We start from the raw sequence: 20,051 nt of genomic DNA, 5'->3' as shown, positions 1-20,051 counted from the left end.
ATTATTTTTGTGTTATGTTATCAATCAAGTAGTGGAAATTTTTGCCAAGGAGCAAACAGTATGAAGAACTTATTAATCGCAACGGCTGTTTTATTTTTAGCGGCTTGTGCTAAAACCCCTGATTGGGATTACGATAAATCAGCTGACTTTAGCAACTATAAAACTTTCTCGTGGGTTCCTAACGCGAGCCTAACAAAGAATGTTGCAAACTACCAAATCAGTCCATTAATGGAAAAGCGTGTCCGCGAAGCGGTAAATGCTGAACTTGAAAAAAGTGGTATGCAACTAGTTGACGTTGCACAAGCTGATGTACTTATTAACTACCATGCATCAGTTGATACTAAAATCGATGTAGATACGTTTAATGTTGGTTATGGCGCACGCTGGAATTATTGGGGCATGGGCTACAACACGCAAACAACAACGCGTGAGTACGAAGTAGGCACATTAATTTTAGATGTTGTCGACCGCGCTTCTAACCAACTTGTTTGGCGTGGAGCTAAAGAAGGTCGTTTACAAAAGAACCAGTCACCAGAAAAACGTACTGAAGTGATCAAAGAAACTGTCGCGAATATTTTAAGTAACTTTCCGCCACAGTCAGTGAAGCAATAATTACATGTTTCGATAAAAGACCGCGATTAATTCGCGGTTTTTTTATGCCTAAATCAATGCTGGTTGGAGTGGTATAACTCAGTGATTCAGATACAATAGCCGCAATTTTGCAGTGGTTTGCCATGTTTATACGGTAATTAACCCCACTGCTCTCAACACAGTAATCATAAGAGAGTTTTAGATGGTACGAGCGGTACACTTCACACTTCCTGCATTATTCGTCACTTGCTCACTGTTTGCAAAAGAAGCAAACAACATTGAACAAATCACCGTTGAAGTATCAGCAACAGCCAATAAAGAACCTGTTGGCACCTTTGATGCGCCCGTTTCAAATTTAGAATACGACCCACGTGTCGACTTACAATCACGTAATATGGCTGAGGCACAAGCCGATGTGACGATACGGGGGGGTATTTTTGAAAATACCGGCTTTCGTGTTGGCAGCAGCACCTTATTCGATCCACAGTCAGGGCATTACTTTGCAGAAATTCCTATTGCACCGCAGATGCTAGCAGGCCCAGCTGTTCTAACCGGTGCTGATAACGCTCTATATGGCATGAATAGCTCTGTAGGGACCGTTTCATTTGGCTGGCGACCTATTACAAGCACGGGGAGTGCTTCGTTAGGGGTTGGTAGCAATGGCTTTAACTTACAGAGTATTCATGCAGCGCACAGCCAAAAGCTTGAGAGCATGCCTGATTGGCGCTTAGGCTTAGAAGGTGAGTATTCTCATTCAAAAAGTGATGGTTCTATTAAGAATGGTGACCATGATTTTGAACGCGCATCGGCACGCATTCAACTGGCAAGTGACACTTCACAAACTGATTTAATGTTCGGTAAACAAGCAAAGTTTTTTGGTTGGCCCAACTTATACACGCCGTTTAATTTTAATGAAACCGAAGATCTTGAAACCACATTGGTAATGTTAAATCACAAACACTTGTACGGTGCGAGCAATACATTTGAAGTGACCGGTTATTATCGTAAACATAACGATCACTATGTATTATCACGTGAAAACCCCGCTATTTTTGAAGCTTTTCACGAAACAACGGTAAAATCACTGGGGTTATCGGGCCGCCACGCACTCAACACGGCATATGCAATTAACTACTCAGGGCAATTTATTGCAGATTCTATTGAGTCTACTTCTCTTGAAAACAACTTTACTTCACGCAATTACACGAAGTTAAGCGTATTGCCAGAATACACAACGGCACTTGCTACTGACAAACAGCTTACCGTGCGTGCAGGTGCAGCATTTGATAACACAAATCGTGATAGTTCAGATACCTCCTTCATTGCTGATGCGAGCCTTAAAGTTGTCAATCAAAATGGCAGTGAACACACGTGGTATGCGTCATACGCAGAGGCAACTCAAGTACCAGGTTATACAGCGATTGGTGGCAGCGAAACAGGTGGTTTATTCAGAAGTAACTACAACCTTGAGCGCGAAACGACCGACAACCTCGAGTTAGGCTTGCTAATTGAAGAGCAAACATGGCGCTTAGATTCAGCGATATTTTATCGTAAAGATAAAAACCTCACTGACTGGACCTACCGCTTTGATGCAACCTCAGCGCGTTTTGCCAACCCTGTTGATATTGATACTTTAGGGGTTGAGTTCCTAGCTAATAAGTCGTTTGACACCACCGAGCTTATTGCCAGCTACACCTATTTAGAAAAGTCCGAAGATTATGGCGCAGCGGATATTGATGCGAGTTTTTACGCCCTAAACTATCCAGATCACCGTGTAACACTCGGTGCAGTTTGGCAACCAATGGACGTACTTGAACTGCGTATTGATAATGAATGGCGTAAACAGCACAGCAATCGCCTGAGACGCTCAAGCGATGAAGCCTTCTTTACGCAACTGACGCTAAAATTCACTCCGGCTCAGCTTGAAAATGTGTTTATTACTTTAGCAGCAGACAACATATGGGATGAATCATTCGAAGAAGTCCCCGGCACTCCAGGACGTGGCGAGCAATATACACTAAGCGCTACGTATAGCTGGTAGTTCACAAACCAAAAATGCCAGTCAATAAGACTGGCATTAAGCATAATTTAGATATAAACATCATCTGACTGAATAATTCTTTACTAACTGCGGTATTAAACTCAAATAAGAAAGCGCATTTTCTCGACGACTAAATTCACCGACATCTAGCTTATCGAAAAATTCTAAACCTGATAGCTCATTTTCTACTCTACTCTCAAATGCTTTTAATAATTGGCTTTTATCTACGTTGAGTTTGATATTGAATAAAATGATAACACTCATTGTATTAGTTAGAACAAATGAATTAAGGTTTACCCAATCAATCATTGAGCTCGAAATATTCGCCTCTTCAAATGCTTCTTTTAAAATATTATTTTTGATATCAGCAACCTGCTTTACTGTTAACTCATCCTTTTGAAGTCCACCTCCAATAAGATCAATAAATTGAGTTCCTGACTGTCTTGTTTTTTGACCAAATACAAACAAGTCATCACTTGTCGATATCAAAGCCCCTGTATTTATATGATAAGAAAAGTAGCTACTATCTAGGGTATTATGGCTTTGCTTTAACTTTATAAGCGAGCGAACCGTTGAATATGGCACAGTACTTAATTGCAATTGCATTGCACCATTTATCAACTCATCAATATTCTCTAGCCGATAATACAGTCCATCCCATACCTCGATACCTGCTTTATTTGAGTCCTCAATTACGTCATTCCAATAACCTGTTAAGGTATTTTCGTAAGCAGATAAGTTCAAACTCGAATTAGAGAAAACAACCTCAAAACTTTCTATATCAGGACAATTTGCAAGGATAATTTTTGATTTTTTCATTTAATCCCTTAATTAAATAAGCTCACTTTCAAAACTAGATTAGCCTAAATAGCTCACTCTCCAGTTAATAGATAAGTCGAATAGATATGAGTTGAGTATTTTTATTGCGAACTGAAATGTAGTTATTTCAAAGTATCTGTTTAATTTTTATAAATCATTCAAAGAAGCCTTTTCTACTGATCGCAAACCAAAAATGCCAGTCAATAAGACTGGCATTTTTGGTTATATTCTTAGGCTAAAAATGAATGATATAAGCCATAAAATATCGGAGAGCTAACTAAAAAACCCACAAATAATATTTTAAAAAAACTATCTTTGCTTTCAATCGAACTCATAATCGATACAGAATCCGTATCAGCCTGTTCTATGGGTTTAAATCTTCGGTAAGTTTTTACCACCACTAAACCGATAATGAATGGCATGACGATAGCTAATACAACTAACAACAAAAATAACCATGCTTCATTGGATGTGTGTCTCATATTCTTCCTTAATTACAAAATCAGTGTATCGTAACTAAAATAGAACCAGCTTGCTAAATGTTTTATGATAAATATTGTTTAAAGCTTTTCAGAAACAACAGCCAAATTTATGTCATCTGTTCAAGTTCGGTAATTAAATACAATGCTTGTTCGTTAGTCGTGCCACACACATCTATCGTGGCAGAAAAATCACTGCATACTTTGGGTCTTGATTCGTCACCAAATAATTTACACAAATTATTCTCATCAAGCTGAATACAGCGCTCTCCGGCCGCTTTGCCGTTTGGCATCCCTGGAATGGGTGAGCTAATACTAGGTGCAATACAACAGGCGCCACAGCCTAATCTACATGCCATTTTATCTGTCATCACGTACCTCTTTAAGAACCTTTATCGCGTCTTTGTAATATGTGTAATGGTTTGTTACATCTTCAAACGCCTTGTAAACACTTTATTGCGTATGCTTAGCCTAACAAATTTTAAATTTAATCATTACCGTCAACCGTGAGGGAATATCCCGTGGCTAGTAAAAAACAAATCATTCTCCCTATTGCCGTTTTAGTCGGCGGCTTAGGAATGGCTTTTGCGTTTGCCTCAATGAAGCAAGCCCCTGTCGAAAAACCAGAACAAGATACGCGTCCGCTTGTATCGATTAAACCATTGAGCTTTGATACGATTACTCTCGATGTAAAATCGTACGGCATTGTTAAGCCAAAGAATCACACCGAGCTTGTAGCGCAAGTTAGCGGCCAAGTTGTATCGCTTTCTGATCAGTTTGTACAAGGCGGTTTTGTTAAGCAAGGCGATATTCTAGCACGAATTGACCCAAATGATTACGAAGCAGCACTTATCGAAGCCGAAGCTGGGCTTGCACAAGCAAGTTCTGCACTGGAGATTGAACGTGCACAAGTTTCTGTTGCGCAAGCTGAGTGGGATCGTATCAAAGGCGACTCTCATCAAGTTATTCCCTCTGAACTTTACCTACGTAAACCACAACTCGCTGAAAAACTTGCTAATTACCGTGCAGCGCAAGCAAGCGTTAAGCGTGCTAAACGCAACTTAGAACGTACTTATATTAAAGCCCCTTACGATGCCATTATCGAAGAACGCTTAATTAGTTTAGGCAGTGTTGTTAACCCGGGTAACAGCTTTGGCAGTTTAAGTTCTACCTCACTTGCTGAAATCCGCTTACCCGTTGCCGATAAAGACTTACAGTATCTGGATAATCAAGGTATTGGTGCAAACGTTTCTATTAGCGCTGAGTTTGCTGGTAAACAAACCACGTGGCAAGCTACCATTGTTCGCACTGAAGGTGTGGTAGACCAACGCAGTCGAATGAATTATTTAGTTGCCCAAGTTGCTACGCCCTACCAGCAAAAAAATCCATTACGTTTTGGCTCATACATCAACGCGACTATTCAAGGTCGCGCTTTAGATAATGCCATTGTTGTGCCACACCACTTAGTAAAAGACAACAAAATTGCCGTTTTACAAGAAGGCGAAACACTGACATTTAAAACCCTTCATATCGTGCGTGAACAAAATGGTATGGTGATCGCGGATAACGGCCTTGCGAATGGCGAAAAACTCATTACCTCAGCCCTTGAGTACCCCACTGAGGGGATGGCAGTAAAGTTAGATAACGCTGAGTTAAGCGCGCCAACCACGCAACTCGCGTTAAAAGAGGACTAAGCCATGACCACGCAAAGAGAAAAAGGTTTAATCGCGTGGTTTGCTCGCAACCCTGTTGCAGCAAATCTCCTCATGATCTTTATTTTAGTGGGCGGTTTACTAACAGCTATGTCTGTTCGTAAACAGATGTTCCCACAGTTTGAAAGTAACTGGATCAGCATTCAAGCTGTTTATCCGGGTGCTGCTCCACAAGAAGTCGAAGAAGGCATCACAATAAAAGTCGAAGAGTCACTTGAAGGACTCGAAGGTATTAAACGCTTAATTACCTATTCGAACCGCGGGTTTTCACAAGCCTGGATCGAAATTGAAGAACAATACGATCCGCAAGCAGTGCTTGACGAAATCAAGATGCAAGTTGACTCAATTAATACCTTTCCTGCAGAGATGGAACGGCCTATTGTTCGCCGTGATAAGTACGAGCAAGAAGTCATGATCTTGGCGCTTTATGGCGATATGAGCAATTACCAATTAAAAGAGCTGGGTAACGACATAAAAGATGAACTTCAAGCGTTACCACAAATCAACTTAGTTGAATTTCACAGTGGCCTAAATTATGAAATTGGTATTGAAATAAGCCCTGATAAACTGCGCGAGTATGGTTTAACCTTCCGGGATATTGCGACTGCCGTGCGTAGCTTTTCGGCAAATATGTCGGCGGGTCAAATTCGCTCTGAAAATGGTTATATTTCAATGCGTGTTGAAAACCAAGCTTACCGTGGTAAAGAGTTTGAGAACCTCCCGTTATTGCACCTACCCGATGGCGCACAAGTGCTACTTGGCGATGTAGCCACCGTGAACGATGGCTTTGAAGAGGGTCTGCAATACTCAAAATACAATGGCAAAAACTCATTAACGTTTGAAGTTAATGCCTCTAAAGATCAAGATATCACCAAAGTTGCAGCGGTTCTTAAACAGTACCTTGCTGATAAAGCCCCACTCTTACCAGAGGGTGTAAAATTATCGCCTATTGTCGATTTAACTTACTACCTTGAAGGTCGTCTAAATATGATGATCGATAATATGATTTGGGGGGGTATTTTAGTGATGGTGGTACTCGCCCTATTCTTGCCATTGCGATTAGCATTTTGGGTCATGATGGGGTTGCCTGTGTCTTTCCTAGGTGCTTTTTTAATGATGCCAATGGGCTTTTTAGATATCACCGTTAACCTTGCATCCTTGTTTGCCTTCATATTAGTTCTGGGGATCGTCGTTGATGATGCCATTGTGGTCGGTGAGTCGGCCAGTGCTGAAATTGAAAAACACGGCCATAGCCTTGATAACGTTGTGCGTGGTGTAAAACGCGTTGCCATTCCTGCTACATTTGGTGTACTAACAACCATTGCTGCATTCTTACCGCAAACACTGGCGTCGGGACCTGGTTCTGCGTTCTCTAAAGCCATTGGTGGGGTAATTATTTTATGTTTAATTTTCTCTTTAATTGAATCGAAACTTATTTTACCAGCTCACCTAGCGGCAATGAAAAATAAGCCTGCCAACCCTAAAAACCCTTTACATCGTTTGCGTTTAGGTATGGATAACGGTTTGAAAAACTTTGTCGATAATTATTACACGCCATTTATTGGTCACTGTATCCACTATCGATATACCGTTATTGTTGGCTTTATTTGTGTCCTTATTGTGAGCGGTGGTATGTTTGCAGGTGGTTTAGTGAAGTTTGTTGCGAACCCTAAAATTCCGCATGACTTTCCGCGCATCTCAGTCGAAATGAACTTATCGTCATCTGAGCAAGCAACGCTTGAGACAGCAAAAACAATTGAAAACGTCATATTAAATGTCGATAAGCAACTGCAAGAGCAGTATGGTCAATCGATGATCCGTGACTTATCAGTCAGCTTACGAGGTCGCACCAATGCCAATATTATGGCTATTTTAGTTGAGCCTGACTTACGCCCTATCGATACATTTCAGTTAAGTGCGTTATGGCGTGAACAAATGCCGCCACTGCCTGGTGTAAAAACACTTAACATTCAAGACAGCATAATGAATGGCGGCCGTGATGATGGCGATGTAAGTTTTCGCTTAGAAGGCAAAGACATTAACAAACTAAAAGAAGTCGCAGCAAAACTTAAAGAGAAACTTAACAGCATGGAAGGTGTTGGTGACGTTAATGACTCACTACAATCGGCGACTGATGAAGTACAGTTAGAGCTTAAACCTCTTGCGTATAGCTTAGGTCTTACACTGTCTGATGTTGCTTCACAAGTGAGTTTTAGTTACTACGGATTAGAGGCACAACGTATTCTTCGCGAAGGTGAAGAGATCAAAGTCATGATTCGCTATCCACGAGAATCACGCAATGCTGTGAGCGACATTACCGATGCACGTATCATTACGCCAACGGGTGTTGAAGTGCCGCTGGCAGAAGTTGCTAAAGTAAATATCGTAGATGGGGTTAACCGTATTCGCCGAGAAAATGCAAAGCGTACTGTTAATGTGTGGGCTGCGGTTAATACCGAGCAAGCAGAACCATTTGCAATCGCAAAAGAAATTCGTGATGAGTATTTACCCAGCCTACTTAAAAACTACCCAGGTGTAGAAAGTAATGTAGCAGGACGTATTCAAGAAGAAATGGACAGTGTGGCTGAGCAAGTACGTGATTTTGCTCTGTCGATGATGATTATTTTTGCATTATTAGCGATTCCACTTCGCTCATATTCTCAGCCATTTATTATCATGTCGGTTATTCCATTTGGTGTGATTGGTGCCATGTTTGGTCACATGATTTTAGGGATGACCATGAGCAGCCTGTCGGTGTTCGGCATTATTGCGGTTGCAGGTGTAGTTGTGAATGATTCACTCGTAATGGTCGATTTTGTTAATAAAGCCCGAGCAGAAGGAGTCGCAATTAAAGAGGCAGTAATGCAAGCAGGGGCACGCCGCTTTAGAGCCATTTTATTAACGTCGATCACTACATTTATAGGTGTATTGCCAATAATTATGGAAACCAGTTTACAAGCCAAAATAGTTATCCCAATGGCTGTATCGCTGGCGTTTGGTGTGTTATTTGCGACCGTGATTACATTAATTTTAATTCCATGTCAGTACGTGGCATTAGAAGACTTCAAGCGTTTAATTGCTAAACTAAGAGGCAAAAAAACAACGCCTGATGCCCCACTACAGACATCGAGTAACTAAGCCCTCTCCTTATCCCAACCAAGCGCTTGGTAAGCTTTCTTACCAAGCGTTTTTTGTTAAAAAATAAACAAATATGTTCCTAAAATTTTCATAACTTTGCTAAGCTTAAGTGTGTAAAAAAGAAACAAATTCAAAGAATACTAATTTGCTTATTCTAAGAGTTATTTTTAGGCGAAAACCCTCGTCGCGAGCACTGCAAAATTTCGTTGTTCAAAATCAGAAATTTTTAACGCTGTCAGCATCAGGTTTTACCCCTCTGAATAATTAAGTATTAATGCTAATTAGTGTCACTCTTACAAACACGTTATAAGGACATAGCTATGAAATTTATTCGCTACACTGCCTTGGTTAGTTGTTTATCTTTTTGTATTCCTGCGCTGGCTGAAAACCCATATTTACAACAACAGCTTGAACCTATTTTAATTGGCGAATCTCATTCTGTAGAAAGCGAACTAATCCACTCCCCTGAAATGACTGTTGCCACCTACAAAGCAAATAACTTTGAACGTGTTTGGTCTGATTTTGCGTACACAAAACAAGCTCTTAATTTAATTGCACAAGCTGAGCTTGAAGGACTTTTCCCTAACGATTACCACTTTGACACGCTGATGGCATTGGCAAAAGAAATTGACAAGCGCGGCACGCAAGCCGTCGAAGCACAATTCGATGTGCTGATGACCGATGCCATCATGACTTACGCAAAACACCTGATTCGCGGTAAAGTGAACCCTAAACTACTATCCGACACATGGAATTACGAGCAGTCTGATGTCACCCCAGATGCCGCTGCAAAAGCGCTGCTTAAACATGTAAAATCAAAAAGCCTCGAAAAAGGCCTTAATGATTTAAAACCCACTCTGCCCCACTATAAAACCTTGAAAGATGCATTGGTTTTTTATCGCGAACTTGACACCAAAGGTGAGCTTGCGAATATCACATTACAAAATAAGGTATTAAAACCCGGTCAATCAGACCCCGCTGTGCCACTATTAAAACAAAAACTACAACGCTTAAACTACTACTCTTCTGGAATTTCAGATGAAACCAGTTACGACAATGAACTTGTTGAGGCTGTTAAAAAATTCCAATATTTACATCAAGTTGCTGACGATGGTGTAATAGGAAATGAAACCATAAAGCTGCTCAATAGAGATTACAGTGAATATGTTAATGATATCTTAGTTAATTTAGAGCGCATTCGCTGGGTAGACAACACCATTACCGAGCGTTTTTTAATCGTTAATATTGCGGGGTATATGCTTTATCTGTTCGAAGATAACAAACTTCAATGGAAAACCAATGTAGTTGTAGGCCAAAACTACACAAAAACCCCCATATTCAAAGGGCAAATGAGTTACATAGTAATGAACCCGACTTGGACAGTACCACGGAGTATTTCTGGAGGGATTATTAAGAAAATGAAAGATAACCCCAACTATCTGAATGAAAAGGACTTTGTGGTAGTAGATAGCCGCCGTAACCCCGTAGATAGCAAGAGCATTGACTGGGCTAATGCGAGCCGCAAAAACTTCCCGTATTGGTTTGTACAGCAACCTTCAGAAAATAATTCACTGGGACAAATCAAATTCATGTTCCCAAATAAATACTCAATTTATTTGCACGACACTCCTGCAAAAAGTTTATTCCAGCAAGACCAACGTGCATTCAGTCATGGTTGTGTGCGGGTTGATGAGCCACTCACACTCGCTGAAAAAATATTAGGAACCTCGGATGGTTGGTCTCGCAGTAAAATTGATGACGCTATCTCTGCTCAAGAGACACAAAAAGTAACCCTGTCAAACCCGCTTGATGTCTTTTTAATGTATTGGACCGTGGCTGCAAATACAGATGATGGACTGCATTTTTACTCTGATGTGTATAATCGCGATCCTGTATTACTAGAAAAACTCACTAAGCCACTTTCAAATGATTCAATCTAGAGGTATCTATGAAATTTAGCCTAGTGGTTATCAGTACGTTGTTTGCATGCATAACGCTGCCTATCAGTGCACTTGAGCTCAACAAATCGCTGCACAGTATTGTAATGGATGCGAATGAAGTGCTCACCCTTGATAACACGGCCGACTTTTCTGCTACCGATGTGTCAGATGTAAAAACAGAACGGTTAGGCCCTACAAGCCTCGCCGTTTATGCTCCTGAAAAAGCAGGGTTTTATTCTTTAGTACTGGCAAATTCACACGCTGAACGCACCTTAATGGTTATTGTAAAAAAGCCGTTTAACGCCAAAAACAAAGTACTGAATAATTACCAAATTGGCACGTACCCTGCTCCATACAAAAACAACCCACAGTACAGTGCCCCATCAGGGCTTATTGAAATAACAGAGCAGGATTTAACACGCCAATTAACACCTCATGTGCAAGTTAGAAATGTGATTTGTAAACAAGTGAGTGGTTTCCCAAAATACCTTTATGTTAATAACGATGGGTTAATGATGCTCGAAGATTTACTTAAATTTGTGCAACGTGAAGGAATTAAAGTAACTAAATTTGCCTTTATCAGTGGCTACCGTACGCCTCATTACAACCGCTCTATTGGTAATGGACGACACAGTCGTCATCAATATGGTGATGCATTTGATTTATACATCGATGAAAACGGCGATGGCCGCATGGACGATTTAAACGGTGATGGCAAGCTCACCATTGCCGATGTCGATGTACTTTATAAACTGTTCGAAAAATTTCAAAAGCAAAGCCGCTACACTGGCGGTATTGGCCGCTATAAACCTGCGGCTCATCATGGTGGTTTTGTACACATAGACAACCGTGGCTTTACCGCAAGGTGGTAAGACACTCTATTAATAAATGAATTGTAATAGAATGTTTCTATTATATTCCAATAAGATAAAGACTAAGCTATTGTGAATTAGTACAAAAATCACACTAAATAGAAAATCCATCGCTCACATAGTGTCACGGCTAAAACGAGACTGCCTCTTTTGGAATTAGAATGGATTAGATTCATCATAAGGACAGCAATGAAAACATTTATAAATTACATAAAACTACTCTTTATCATTTCAATAATTATTTTTACAAGCCTTGCCCGCAGCCAAGATATGCAAACTGAGATGGCTCACTTTATTCAAGGTTTTCATGACTACAAGCAGTTCAATGGCAATGTACTAGTCGCTAAAGATGGAAAAGTACTGTTTGAAAAAAGTTATGGCTACGCAAACTTTGAATGGGATATTGAGCACAGCGAGAAAAGTAAATTTAGAATAGGTTCGATTACAAAACAATTTACTGCCATGCTCATTTTACAACTTGCGCAACAAGGTAAGCTCAAACTTGATGAACCTCTGGCAACGTACCTTCCTGATTACAGGCAAGATATCGCAGCAAAAATTACTCTTCGACAAATACTCAACCATACTTCTGGGCTTAGTAATTACACTCAATTAAAAACATTTCGCGACGAATATAGTAAAAACAACTACAGCGTTGATGAATTTATCCGCTTATTGTGCAGTGATGATCTATTGTTCGAACCCGGCACTGAATTTCGTTATAGCAACTCAGGCTACTTTATTTTAGGTGCAGTAATTGAAAAGGTAACGGGTCAAAAATACAAAGACGTATTACAGAAAAATATTTTAGATCCACTCGGAATGAACGACACAGGCTATGATTCTCACAATAAAATCATTAAATTTCGCGTATCGGGTTACGACAATGGCCTAACTGGCTACAGCAATACAGACTACTTAGATATGTCTATCCCGTATGCTGCAGGGTCTATGTATTCAACAGCACGAGATTTACTAAAATGGGATCAAGCCCTTTACTCAGATAAGTTATTGAACAAAGAATATAAACAGCAGATGTATCACGTGTCTGAGCAAAGAAATTATGCGCTTGGTTGGGAAGTAACTAACCTTGATAAAAGCACCTATGGAAAACCCCTGACACGTATTCAACATGGCGGTGGCATCAATGGTTTTAATGCATTTATAAGTAGGATCATCGAAGACAAATTACTGGTTATCATTTTAAATAATACCGGTGGTGCGCCACTCACCCCCATGACTAATGGCCTACTTGCAATCTACTATGGCAAACCCTACGAAAAAGCGACAGAGCATATAGATAGCAAACTTTATAACGTATTTAAACGTGAAGGTATTGAAGGGCTAAAGAAAACCTATCAGCAAATGGTGAGTGATGGTAATACGCCAAGAGAAAGGTCGCTAAACTACTTTGGCTATGAATTAATGCAGATGGGTGAGCTAGACGCCGCAATCACGGTGTTTGAACTCAACAATCAATCTTATCCAGATTCCGCAAATACGTTTGATAGTTTAGGTGAAGCATATTTAGCAGCCGGTGATAAACAAAAAGCATTAGCAAGTTACAAAAAAGCGCTCACGCTAGACCCAGAAAGTAACAGCGCACACAACGCGATTGAAAAACTGCAATAACAAAAGAAGCCACGCCACGTGGCCTCTTTTTACTTTTAGCATGACTAAAGCGCTCGCGGGCTCACTTTAATTTAAAGTATAAAGCCTGAGGGGAATTTCACCCTGCCCTGAGAATGTTGCTTAGCCATAAAGATGAAAAAGCCTCGTTATTCTATACTTAAAATAATTAGTTATCGAGTACCCGCTTATCTAAAATACCCTTTTCAATCAGTTGATTGAGTATAGCTTTGGTTTTTTCGCGGCATATATCCCGAACTAAACGAACAGCAGGTGTAATTGATTGCCGACTTGGACAGATAAGCCACAGCTCTGCACACAAATGCGGATAATCTTGCATAACAGGTATTACACGTTCATTAAGCAAATCATCACTGATATCAATGCATGATTTAACTGCAAGGCCTTTCCCTGCAACACACCATCGTCTGACTAAATCACCATCATTCGAGGCACGGCGACCTTGCATTTTTACCTTAAAACGTTCTGTGCCGTCAGTAAAATCCCAGACATTATTAATGATATCTTGCAGTTGATAAAAAAGCCCCTGATGTTGTTTTAAATCATTTGGGTGCTTAGGCATACCATGCTTGGCTAAATAGTCTGGGGTTGCACATAATATACGTGGCACATTACAAATTTTGAAACCATAAAGATTGGAATCTGATGGCGAGCCATAGCGCAGTGCAAAATCGACTGAATCACGGTAAAAATCAACATTACTATCACTGATATGCGGTCTCAAACTGAGTTTGGGGTACTCATCTAATAATTCATCAAGCCAAGGAATAATCATATTACGGCCCAGATCAGATGATAACGCCACTCTAAGCTCACCTTCAATTTCATCATGCTCGCCTTTTAATGCAAGAGTTGCTTGCTCAAGCATGGCAATTGCCTGCTGACATTGAGGCAAAAAGCGCTCACCAGCTGCTGATAAACGCAAGTGACGCGTTGTTCGCACAAATAACTCAGTACCGAGAGCTGCCTCAACACGCTTTATTGCCGCACTCGCTGTTGCTGAGCGCATATCTAGTTTTGCAGCAGCGGTAGTAATGCTGCGGAATTCAGCGACCTTGAGGATTAATTTCAGATCTTCAACCAACATATTAACTAAAATTTTTTGATAATGTTTATTGAATTATGCGCTTTATCGCTAAGTATGCAAGGCGTACACTCAGTCATATTGTTATACATGCGGGAGCAATTACATGACACACCCTATTATTTCAGACTTACAACGCCGTTATACAAGCAAGCGCTACGATGCAACTAAACGCATTAGCCAAGATGATTTGGCCGTTATTTTAGAAGCACTGCGCTTAACTCCTTCATCGATTAACTCGCAACCATGGAAATTCGTAGTAATTGAATCAGACCAAGCAAAACAGCGTTTACACGACAGCTTTGCAAACAAGTTTCAGTTTAATCAATTACATGCGAAGGCCGCCTCACACACTATATTATTTGCTTATAACCCTCGCTACAAACGTGAAGATTATGAAAAAGTCATAGAGGCAGACATTGCTAATGGCCGTACAAAAGCAGAAAACAAAGAAAGCGCTTTTGGTGCCTTTGCTTTTGTTGATTTAAATACCGATGAACAAGGTAATAATGCACAGTGGACTAAGTCACAAACGTATATTGCGTTAGGCAATACCATGCATGCCGTGGCTCGTTTAGGCATTGACTCTACTCCGATGGAAGGGGTTGATAAAGATTTACTCGGTGAGCTTTTCGCTGATGAGCTAGATGGGTATGTCTGTGAAGTTGCTTTGGCAATTGGCTATCACGAGCCTGAGCAAGATTATAATGCTGCATTACCAAAATCGCGTTTAGATAAAGATACTATTATTTCAGTGATTTAAGCGCTACATGCCGTGTATTACGCCTACTCTCGTAGGCGTAATATTTAATTTAACGTTGTATTGACCTTCACATTACGCGCCATACCTTCACTTAAGTCAGCAGTAATCGTTGCAAAACCACCATTAATAAGCGCTAAATTTGGCGCAACATGTCCAATGTCTGCATCGACAATAACCGGAAATAAGTTGCCTTTAAATGCGAGCTCAATTGCTTGAGATTCATCAAAGTAGCAGTCGTTATTTATTGCAGGGCTGCGACCAAACACAACGGCATTTACATCGGTAAAAACATCATTCAATTTTAACGATAACAAACAGCGTGCAAGTGCCATCGGGCTGAGCTCTGCATTTTCTAAATATAAAATAAGTCCTTCAGGTGCATACTGTTTTTTAAATTCATGTAATGCGTAGTAATTAGAAGGTAATAGTAAACCTAACGTATCCAAACAGCCGCCTATCAAGCGCCCCGACACTTCAATTTTACGTGTGTCTTTGTAGTTTATACAACGCCATTGGCTCGGTGCAGTTAAATCAAACTGTGCCTGCGGCTGGTGCGAATAATCTATAACAGACTGCTGGTAATAAGGTGAGGCCACTTGATTTAATTGACCTTTTTCACCTAATTGTAGTGCTTTGAAAATGTTTGCTAAGTATTCATCAGGATCGTCTGGGTGAATTTGCATTAAATTTGCTGCGTGCAGTGTTGCCCAACCACATCGTGTCGTTAAAGCACATGCAAATGTACTGATATCTGAAAATCCCACTAACCACTTCGGTTGTGCTTGGCTTATCGCATTAAAATCAAGTAAAGATAAAATTTCCATGGTGAGATCGCCGCCCCATGGCGGCATGATAGCGGCAATTGAGTCATCTGTTAAAAACTGCATTAATTCATCTGCACGCTGTTTCGCAGGACTATGGGCTTCGCGTAAGCATGCCCCTTCTATAACTTGAAAGCCTTTTGCTTTTAAGCCCGCCAACACAAGATCTAAACGTGCGTGATATGCTTGATCAACCCCTGATGAAAAAGCGCAAATGGCTATTTTATCGCCTTTTGAAAGCGCTTTAGGGTAGTGAATTTTTGCCATTGTCACCTCTATATAATCGTTAATAGAACGCCAACGTAACGAATAATTGGGTGGCTGTAAACAGGCATAAAAAAACCGCGGTATAAAACCGCGGCTTCATCAATGCTTGGTTAAGCTATTAAATATACTCAACTTCAATGATTTCGTATTCAACTTCACCATTAGGTGTTTTAATGGTAACGGCGTCATCAACCTCTTTACCAATTAAACCACGCGCGATTGGCGAGTTTACAGAGATCAGGTTATTTTTGATATCTGCTTCATCATCACCCACGATTTGGTATTTAACCTCAGCGTCGGTTTCAACATTAACGATAGTCACCGTTGTACCAAAAATAACTTTACCTGTCTTAGGCATCTTAGTTACATCGATGATTTGTACATTTGAAAGCTTCGCTTCAATTTCTTGAATACGACCTTCACAAAAACCTTGTTGCTCGCGAGCAGCATGGTATTCAGCGTTTTCTTTCAAATCACCATGCTCACGTGCTTCAGCGATATCAGCAATGATTTTTGGACGGGTAACTGTTTTTAATTCGTTAAGTTCTTCGCGCAGTAATGCTGCACCACGAACCGTCATCGGAATTGATTGCATATTATTCTCACTTAATCCCAAGGGCGAATCACTCGCCCTTGGCACATTTCCTTAGTTCATTCGCTGGTGTAGTTCCTGAACTGACGTCACTTTGCTACGGTCGTCTGCTTGGTTTGCAGTACAGTTAGCAAATGCCGCGTTCAGTGTCGTTGTGTAGTTAGTCTTGTGCTGTAACGCACCACGACGTAACACCTTCGAATCTTCAATCGCTTGGCGACCTTCAGTAGTGTTTACAATGTAGCTGTATTCACCATTTTTAATTCTATCAAGAATATGAGGACGACCTTCGAATACTTTGTTTACGCGACGAACTGCAATACCAGCGTCTTCAAGTGCTTTGGCAGTACCACCTGTTGCATCTAGCTCAAAACCAAGTTCAGTCATAGTTTTAGCAAGTTCAACAATACGTGGTTTGTCACTGTTGCGTACCGATAGTAACGCGCGACCACCGCGTGGTAAAGTGTTGCTTGCACCTAATTGTGCTTTAGCGAACGCTTCGGCGAATGTTTCACCAACACCCATTACCTCACCCGTTGAGCGCATTTCTGGGCCACGCATTGGGTCAACACCTTGGAACTTAGCAAACGGTAATACAACTTCTTTAACGCTGTAGTAAGGAGGAATCACTTCTTTGGTGATACCTTGGCTTGCCAATGACTGACCTGCCATACAACGCGCTGCTACTTTAGCAAGTGCTACACCCGTTGCTTTTGATACAAACGGTACTGTACGCGCTGCACGAGGGTTTACTTCGATTAAGTAAACTTGGCCGTCTTTCACTGCAAACTGTGTATTCATAAGACCCACTACGCCAAGCTCAAGTGCCATGTCTGTCACTTGCTTGCGCATTACGTCTTGTACTTCAGCAGTTAATGAATGAGCCGGTAATGAACATGCTGAGTCACCTGAGTGAACACCTGCTTGCTCGATATGCTCCATGATACCACCGATAATCACTTGCTCACCGTCACAGATAGCATCAACGTCAACTTCGATTGCGTTATCTAAGAAACGGTCAAGCAATACTGGGGCTTCATTTGATGCAGATACCGCTTCAGTCATGTAACGACGTAAGTCATCTTCATCGTAAACGATTTCCATCGCACGACCACCAAGTACATATGAAGGACGTACAACCAGAGGGAAACCGATTTCAGCCGATTTTACAATCGCTTCTTCTAGAGACGTTACTGTTGCATTTTCAGGTTGAAGAAGGTTTAAACGCTCAACAAGTTGTTGGAAACGCTCACGGTCTTCAGCACGGTCGATTGCATCAGGTGACGTACCAATAACTGGCACGCCATTCGCTTCAAGTGCACGAGCCAGTTTAAGTGGAGTTTGACCACCGTACTGAACGATTACGCCTTTTGGTTTTTCAACACGAACGATTTCTAATACATCTTCAAGCGTAATTGGCTCGAAGAATAGACGGTCAGATGTGTCGTAGTCTGTAGAAACAGTTTCAGGGTTACAGTTAACCATGATTGTTTCGTAACCGTCTTCACGTAGCGCTAATGCCGCGTGAACACAGCAGTAATCGAATTCGATACCTTGACCAATTCGGTTAGGACCACCACCAATTACCATGATTTTATCTTTGTCAGACGGGTTCGCTTCACACTCTTCGTCATACGTTGAGTACATGTAAGCTGTGTCTGAACTAAATTCTGCCGCACACGTATCAACGCGTTTGTAGACTGGCACGATATTTAATTGGTGACGTTTTTTGCGAATTTCAGCTTCAGATACACCCGCAATTTCAGCGATACGTGCATCAGCAAAACCTTTGCGTTTAAGCTTGCGTAAGAACTCGGCAGTTAAACCAGCCATACCTACTTCGCTGATTGTTTCTTCGTCTTTTAAGATATCTTCGATTTGTACTAAGTACCATGGATCGATTTTAGTCAATTCGAATACATCTTCAACGCTCATACCATGACGCATTGCATCAGCAACATACCAAATACGCTCGGCACCTGGCTCACGCAATTCACGAATGATTTTCTCTTTCGCTTTCGGGTCATCAAGCGCAACAATTGGGTTAAAACCTGTTGCACCCACTTCAAGACCACGTAATGCTTTGTGTAGTGATTCTTGTTGGTTACGACCAATAGCCATAACCTCACCCACAGATTTCATCTGTGTAGTAAGACGGTCGTTTGAACCTGCGAATTTTTCGAAGTTAAAACGTGGGATCTTAGTCACAACGTAATCGATTGAAGGCTCGAATGAAGCAGGTGTTTTACCACCCGTGATATCATTTTGAAGCTCGTCAAGCGTATAACCTACAGCTAGTTTCGCAGCGATTTTGGCAATTGGGAAACCCGTTGCTTTAGACGCTAGAGCCGATGAACGAGATACACGAGGGTTCATTTCAATGATAACCATACGGCCATCAACTGGATTCACACCAAACTGTACGTTTGAACCACCTGTTTCAACGCCGATTTCGCGAAGTACCGCCATCGATGCATTACGCATGATTTGGTATTCTTTATCCGTCAACGTTTGTGCTGGTGCAACGGTGATTGAGTCACCCGTGTGAACGCCCATTGGGTCAAAGTTTTCGATAGAACATACGATGATGCAGTTGTCGTTTTTGTCACGAACAACTTCCATTTCGTACTCTTTCCAACCGATTAATGATTCATCAATTAGAAGCTCATTTGTTGGTGATAAATCTAAACCACGCTCACAAATTTCATCAAATTCTTCTTGGTTGTATGCAACACCGCCACCGGTACCACCCATGGTGAATGATGGACGGATAATACATGGGAAGCCGATACGAGTAAGTACATCGTGTGCTTCGTCCATTGAGTGAGCGATTTCAGCACGCGGACACTCAAGGCCAATATTTTTCATTGCAGCGTCAAAACGCTCACGGTTTTCTGCTTTATCGATGGCATCCGCAGTTGCACCGATTAGCTCAACACCGTGTTTAGCCAACACACCGTGCTTGTCTAGGTCAAGCGCACAGTTTAATGCTGTTTGACCACCCATTGTTGGGAGTACAGCATCTGGCTTTTCTTTTTCAATAATTTTTTCTACCACTTCCCAGTGAATTGGTTCGATGTACGTCGCATCAGCCATTTCAGGGTCAGTCATGATAGTTGCAGGGTTCGAGTTTACAAGAATAACTCGATAGCCTTCTTCTCGTAGTGCTTTACACGCTTGTGCACCAGAGTAGTCAAATTCACAAGCTTGACCGATAACGATCGGGCCCGCGCCTAAGATAAGAATGCTTTTTATGTCGGTACGTTTTGGCATTGTTACTCC

General features: G+C 41.2%; 15 protein-coding genes. 8 read left to right on the top strand and 7 right to left on the bottom strand.

Features of this window, described 5'->3' with window-relative positions:
• The first annotated feature begins 60 nt into the window (after positions 1–60).
• Together BM378_RS12430 and BM378_RS12425 are read left to right on the top strand one after the other, a co-directional pair.
• Complete coding sequence (locus BM378_RS12430; protein ID WP_036967710.1) at positions 61–612, top strand: DUF4136 domain-containing protein; 552 nt, start codon at positions 61–63, stop codon at positions 610–612.
• Between the two features lie 181 nt (positions 613–793).
• The gene (locus BM378_RS12425) at positions 794–2,632 is read left to right on the top strand and encodes a TonB-dependent receptor plug domain-containing protein (RefSeq protein ID WP_074989307.1); all 1,839 of its coding nucleotides are present in this window, start codon (positions 794–796) and stop codon (positions 2,630–2,632) included.
• Positions 2,633–2,692: 60 nt separating this feature from the next.
• Here the strand turns inward: BM378_RS12425 and BM378_RS12420 are convergent, their stop codons facing one another.
• The 3 genes from BM378_RS12420 to BM378_RS12410 all read right to left on the bottom strand — a co-directional run bounded on the left by BM378_RS12420 (position 2,693) and on the right by BM378_RS12410 (position 4,289).
• Complete coding sequence (locus tag BM378_RS12420) at positions 2,693–3,451, bottom strand: hypothetical protein (protein ID WP_065978688.1); 759 nt, start codon at positions 3,449–3,451, stop codon at positions 2,693–2,695.
• A gap of 230 nt (positions 3,452–3,681) precedes the next feature.
• Positions 3,682–3,933, bottom strand: a complete 252-nt coding sequence (locus tag BM378_RS12415) for a hypothetical protein (protein WP_065978689.1) — start codon at positions 3,931–3,933, stop codon at positions 3,682–3,684.
• Between the two features lie 107 nt (positions 3,934–4,040).
• Complete coding sequence (locus BM378_RS12410) at positions 4,041–4,289, bottom strand: YkgJ family cysteine cluster protein (RefSeq protein WP_174403858.1); 249 nt, start codon at positions 4,287–4,289, stop codon at positions 4,041–4,043.
• A 162-nt stretch (positions 4,290–4,451) separates the two neighbouring features.
• On the opposite strand from BM378_RS12410, the gene BM378_RS12405 reads away from it, so the two are divergent.
• From BM378_RS12405 to BM378_RS12385, 5 genes are all read left to right on the top strand, one after another.
• Entirely contained in the window at positions 4,452–5,624 is a 1,173-nt protein-coding gene (locus BM378_RS12405) for an efflux RND transporter periplasmic adaptor subunit (protein ID WP_036967700.1), read from the top strand.
• A gap of 3 nt (positions 5,625–5,627) precedes the next feature.
• Positions 5,628–8,780: an efflux RND transporter permease subunit gene (locus tag BM378_RS12400; RefSeq protein WP_074989306.1), complete on the top strand. Its 3,153-nt coding sequence runs from the start codon at positions 5,628–5,630 to the stop codon at positions 8,778–8,780.
• A 320-nt stretch (positions 8,781–9,100) separates the two neighbouring features.
• The gene (locus tag BM378_RS12395; RefSeq protein WP_074989304.1) at positions 9,101–10,720 is read left to right on the top strand and encodes a L,D-transpeptidase family protein; all 1,620 of its coding nucleotides are present in this window, start codon (positions 9,101–9,103) and stop codon (positions 10,718–10,720) included.
• A gap of 8 nt (positions 10,721–10,728) precedes the next feature.
• Entirely contained in the window at positions 10,729–11,592 is an 864-nt protein-coding gene (locus BM378_RS12390; protein WP_074989302.1) for a D-Ala-D-Ala carboxypeptidase family metallohydrolase, read from the top strand.
• A gap of 189 nt (positions 11,593–11,781) precedes the next feature.
• Positions 11,782–13,224: a serine hydrolase domain-containing protein gene (locus BM378_RS12385; protein WP_074989301.1), complete on the top strand. Its 1,443-nt coding sequence runs from the start codon at positions 11,782–11,784 to the stop codon at positions 13,222–13,224.
• 166 nt (positions 13,225–13,390) lie between these two features.
• On the opposite strand, the gene BM378_RS12380 is transcribed toward BM378_RS12385, so the two are convergent.
• Complete coding sequence (locus BM378_RS12380; protein ID WP_036967684.1) at positions 13,391–14,329, bottom strand: LysR family transcriptional regulator; 939 nt, start codon at positions 14,327–14,329, stop codon at positions 13,391–13,393.
• A gap of 103 nt (positions 14,330–14,432) precedes the next feature.
• On the opposite strand from BM378_RS12380, the gene BM378_RS12375 reads away from it, so the two are divergent.
• Positions 14,433–15,089: a nitroreductase family protein gene (locus BM378_RS12375; RefSeq protein WP_074989299.1), complete on the top strand. Its 657-nt coding sequence runs from the start codon at positions 14,433–14,435 to the stop codon at positions 15,087–15,089.
• A 44-nt stretch (positions 15,090–15,133) separates the two neighbouring features.
• Here BM378_RS12375 and BM378_RS12370 read toward each other — a convergent pair whose 3' ends face one another.
• The 3 genes from BM378_RS12370 to carB form a co-directional block, all read right to left on the bottom strand.
• Positions 15,134–16,177 carry a S66 family peptidase gene (locus BM378_RS12370; protein WP_074989298.1) on the bottom strand — a complete coding sequence of 348 codons (1,044 nt, stop codon included), beginning with the start codon at positions 16,175–16,177 and terminating at the stop codon, positions 15,134–15,136.
• 118 nt (positions 16,178–16,295) lie between these two features.
• Positions 16,296–16,772: a transcription elongation factor GreA gene (greA, locus tag BM378_RS12365; protein WP_074989297.1), complete on the bottom strand. Its 477-nt coding sequence runs from the start codon at positions 16,770–16,772 to the stop codon at positions 16,296–16,298.
• 51 nt (positions 16,773–16,823) lie between these two features.
• Positions 16,824–20,042: a carbamoyl-phosphate synthase large subunit gene (gene carB, locus BM378_RS12360; protein WP_074989295.1), complete on the bottom strand. Its 3,219-nt coding sequence runs from the start codon at positions 20,040–20,042 to the stop codon at positions 16,824–16,826.
• Positions 20,043–20,051 lie beyond the last annotated feature (9 nt).

Origin of the sequence: Pseudoalteromonas lipolytica, assembly GCF_900116435.1 — a bacterium.
Classification (GTDB): Bacteria; Pseudomonadota; Gammaproteobacteria; order Enterobacterales; family Alteromonadaceae; genus Pseudoalteromonas; species Pseudoalteromonas lipolytica.
The sequence above is the reverse complement of the archived record's forward strand: the minus strand, read 5'-3'. Positions and strand labels throughout refer to the sequence as shown.

Coding starts and splice junctions, on each gene's coding strand:
- BM378_RS12430 (WP_036967710.1), top strand. CDS start 61: ATGAAGAACTTATTAATCGCAACGGCTGTTTTATTTTTAGCGGCTTGT.
- BM378_RS12425 (WP_074989307.1), top strand. CDS start 794: ATGGTACGAGCGGTACACTTCACACTTCCTGCATTATTCGTCACTTGC.
- BM378_RS12420 (WP_065978688.1), bottom strand. CDS start 3,451: ATGAAAAAATCAAAAATTATCCTTGCAAATTGTCCTGATATAGAAAGT.
- BM378_RS12415 (WP_065978689.1), bottom strand. CDS start 3,933: ATGAGACACACATCCAATGAAGCATGGTTATTTTTGTTGTTAGTTGTA.
- BM378_RS12410 (WP_174403858.1), bottom strand. CDS start 4,289: ATGGCATGTAGATTAGGCTGTGGCGCCTGTTGTATTGCACCTAGTATT.
- BM378_RS12400 (WP_074989306.1), top strand. CDS start 5,628: ATGACCACGCAAAGAGAAAAAGGTTTAATCGCGTGGTTTGCTCGCAAC.
- BM378_RS12395 (WP_074989304.1), top strand. CDS start 9,101: ATGAAATTTATTCGCTACACTGCCTTGGTTAGTTGTTTATCTTTTTGT.
- BM378_RS12390 (WP_074989302.1), top strand. CDS start 10,729: ATGAAATTTAGCCTAGTGGTTATCAGTACGTTGTTTGCATGCATAACG.
- BM378_RS12385 (WP_074989301.1), top strand. CDS start 11,782: ATGAAAACATTTATAAATTACATAAAACTACTCTTTATCATTTCAATA.
- BM378_RS12380 (WP_036967684.1), bottom strand. CDS start 14,329: ATGTTGGTTGAAGATCTGAAATTAATCCTCAAGGTCGCTGAATTCCGC.
- BM378_RS12375 (WP_074989299.1), top strand. CDS start 14,433: ATGACACACCCTATTATTTCAGACTTACAACGCCGTTATACAAGCAAG.
- BM378_RS12370 (WP_074989298.1), bottom strand. CDS start 16,177: ATGGCAAAAATTCACTACCCTAAAGCGCTTTCAAAAGGCGATAAAATA.
- greA (WP_074989297.1), bottom strand. CDS start 16,772: ATGCAATCAATTCCGATGACGGTTCGTGGTGCAGCATTACTGCGCGAA.
- carB (WP_074989295.1), bottom strand. CDS start 20,042: ATGCCAAAACGTACCGACATAAAAAGCATTCTTATCTTAGGCGCGGGC.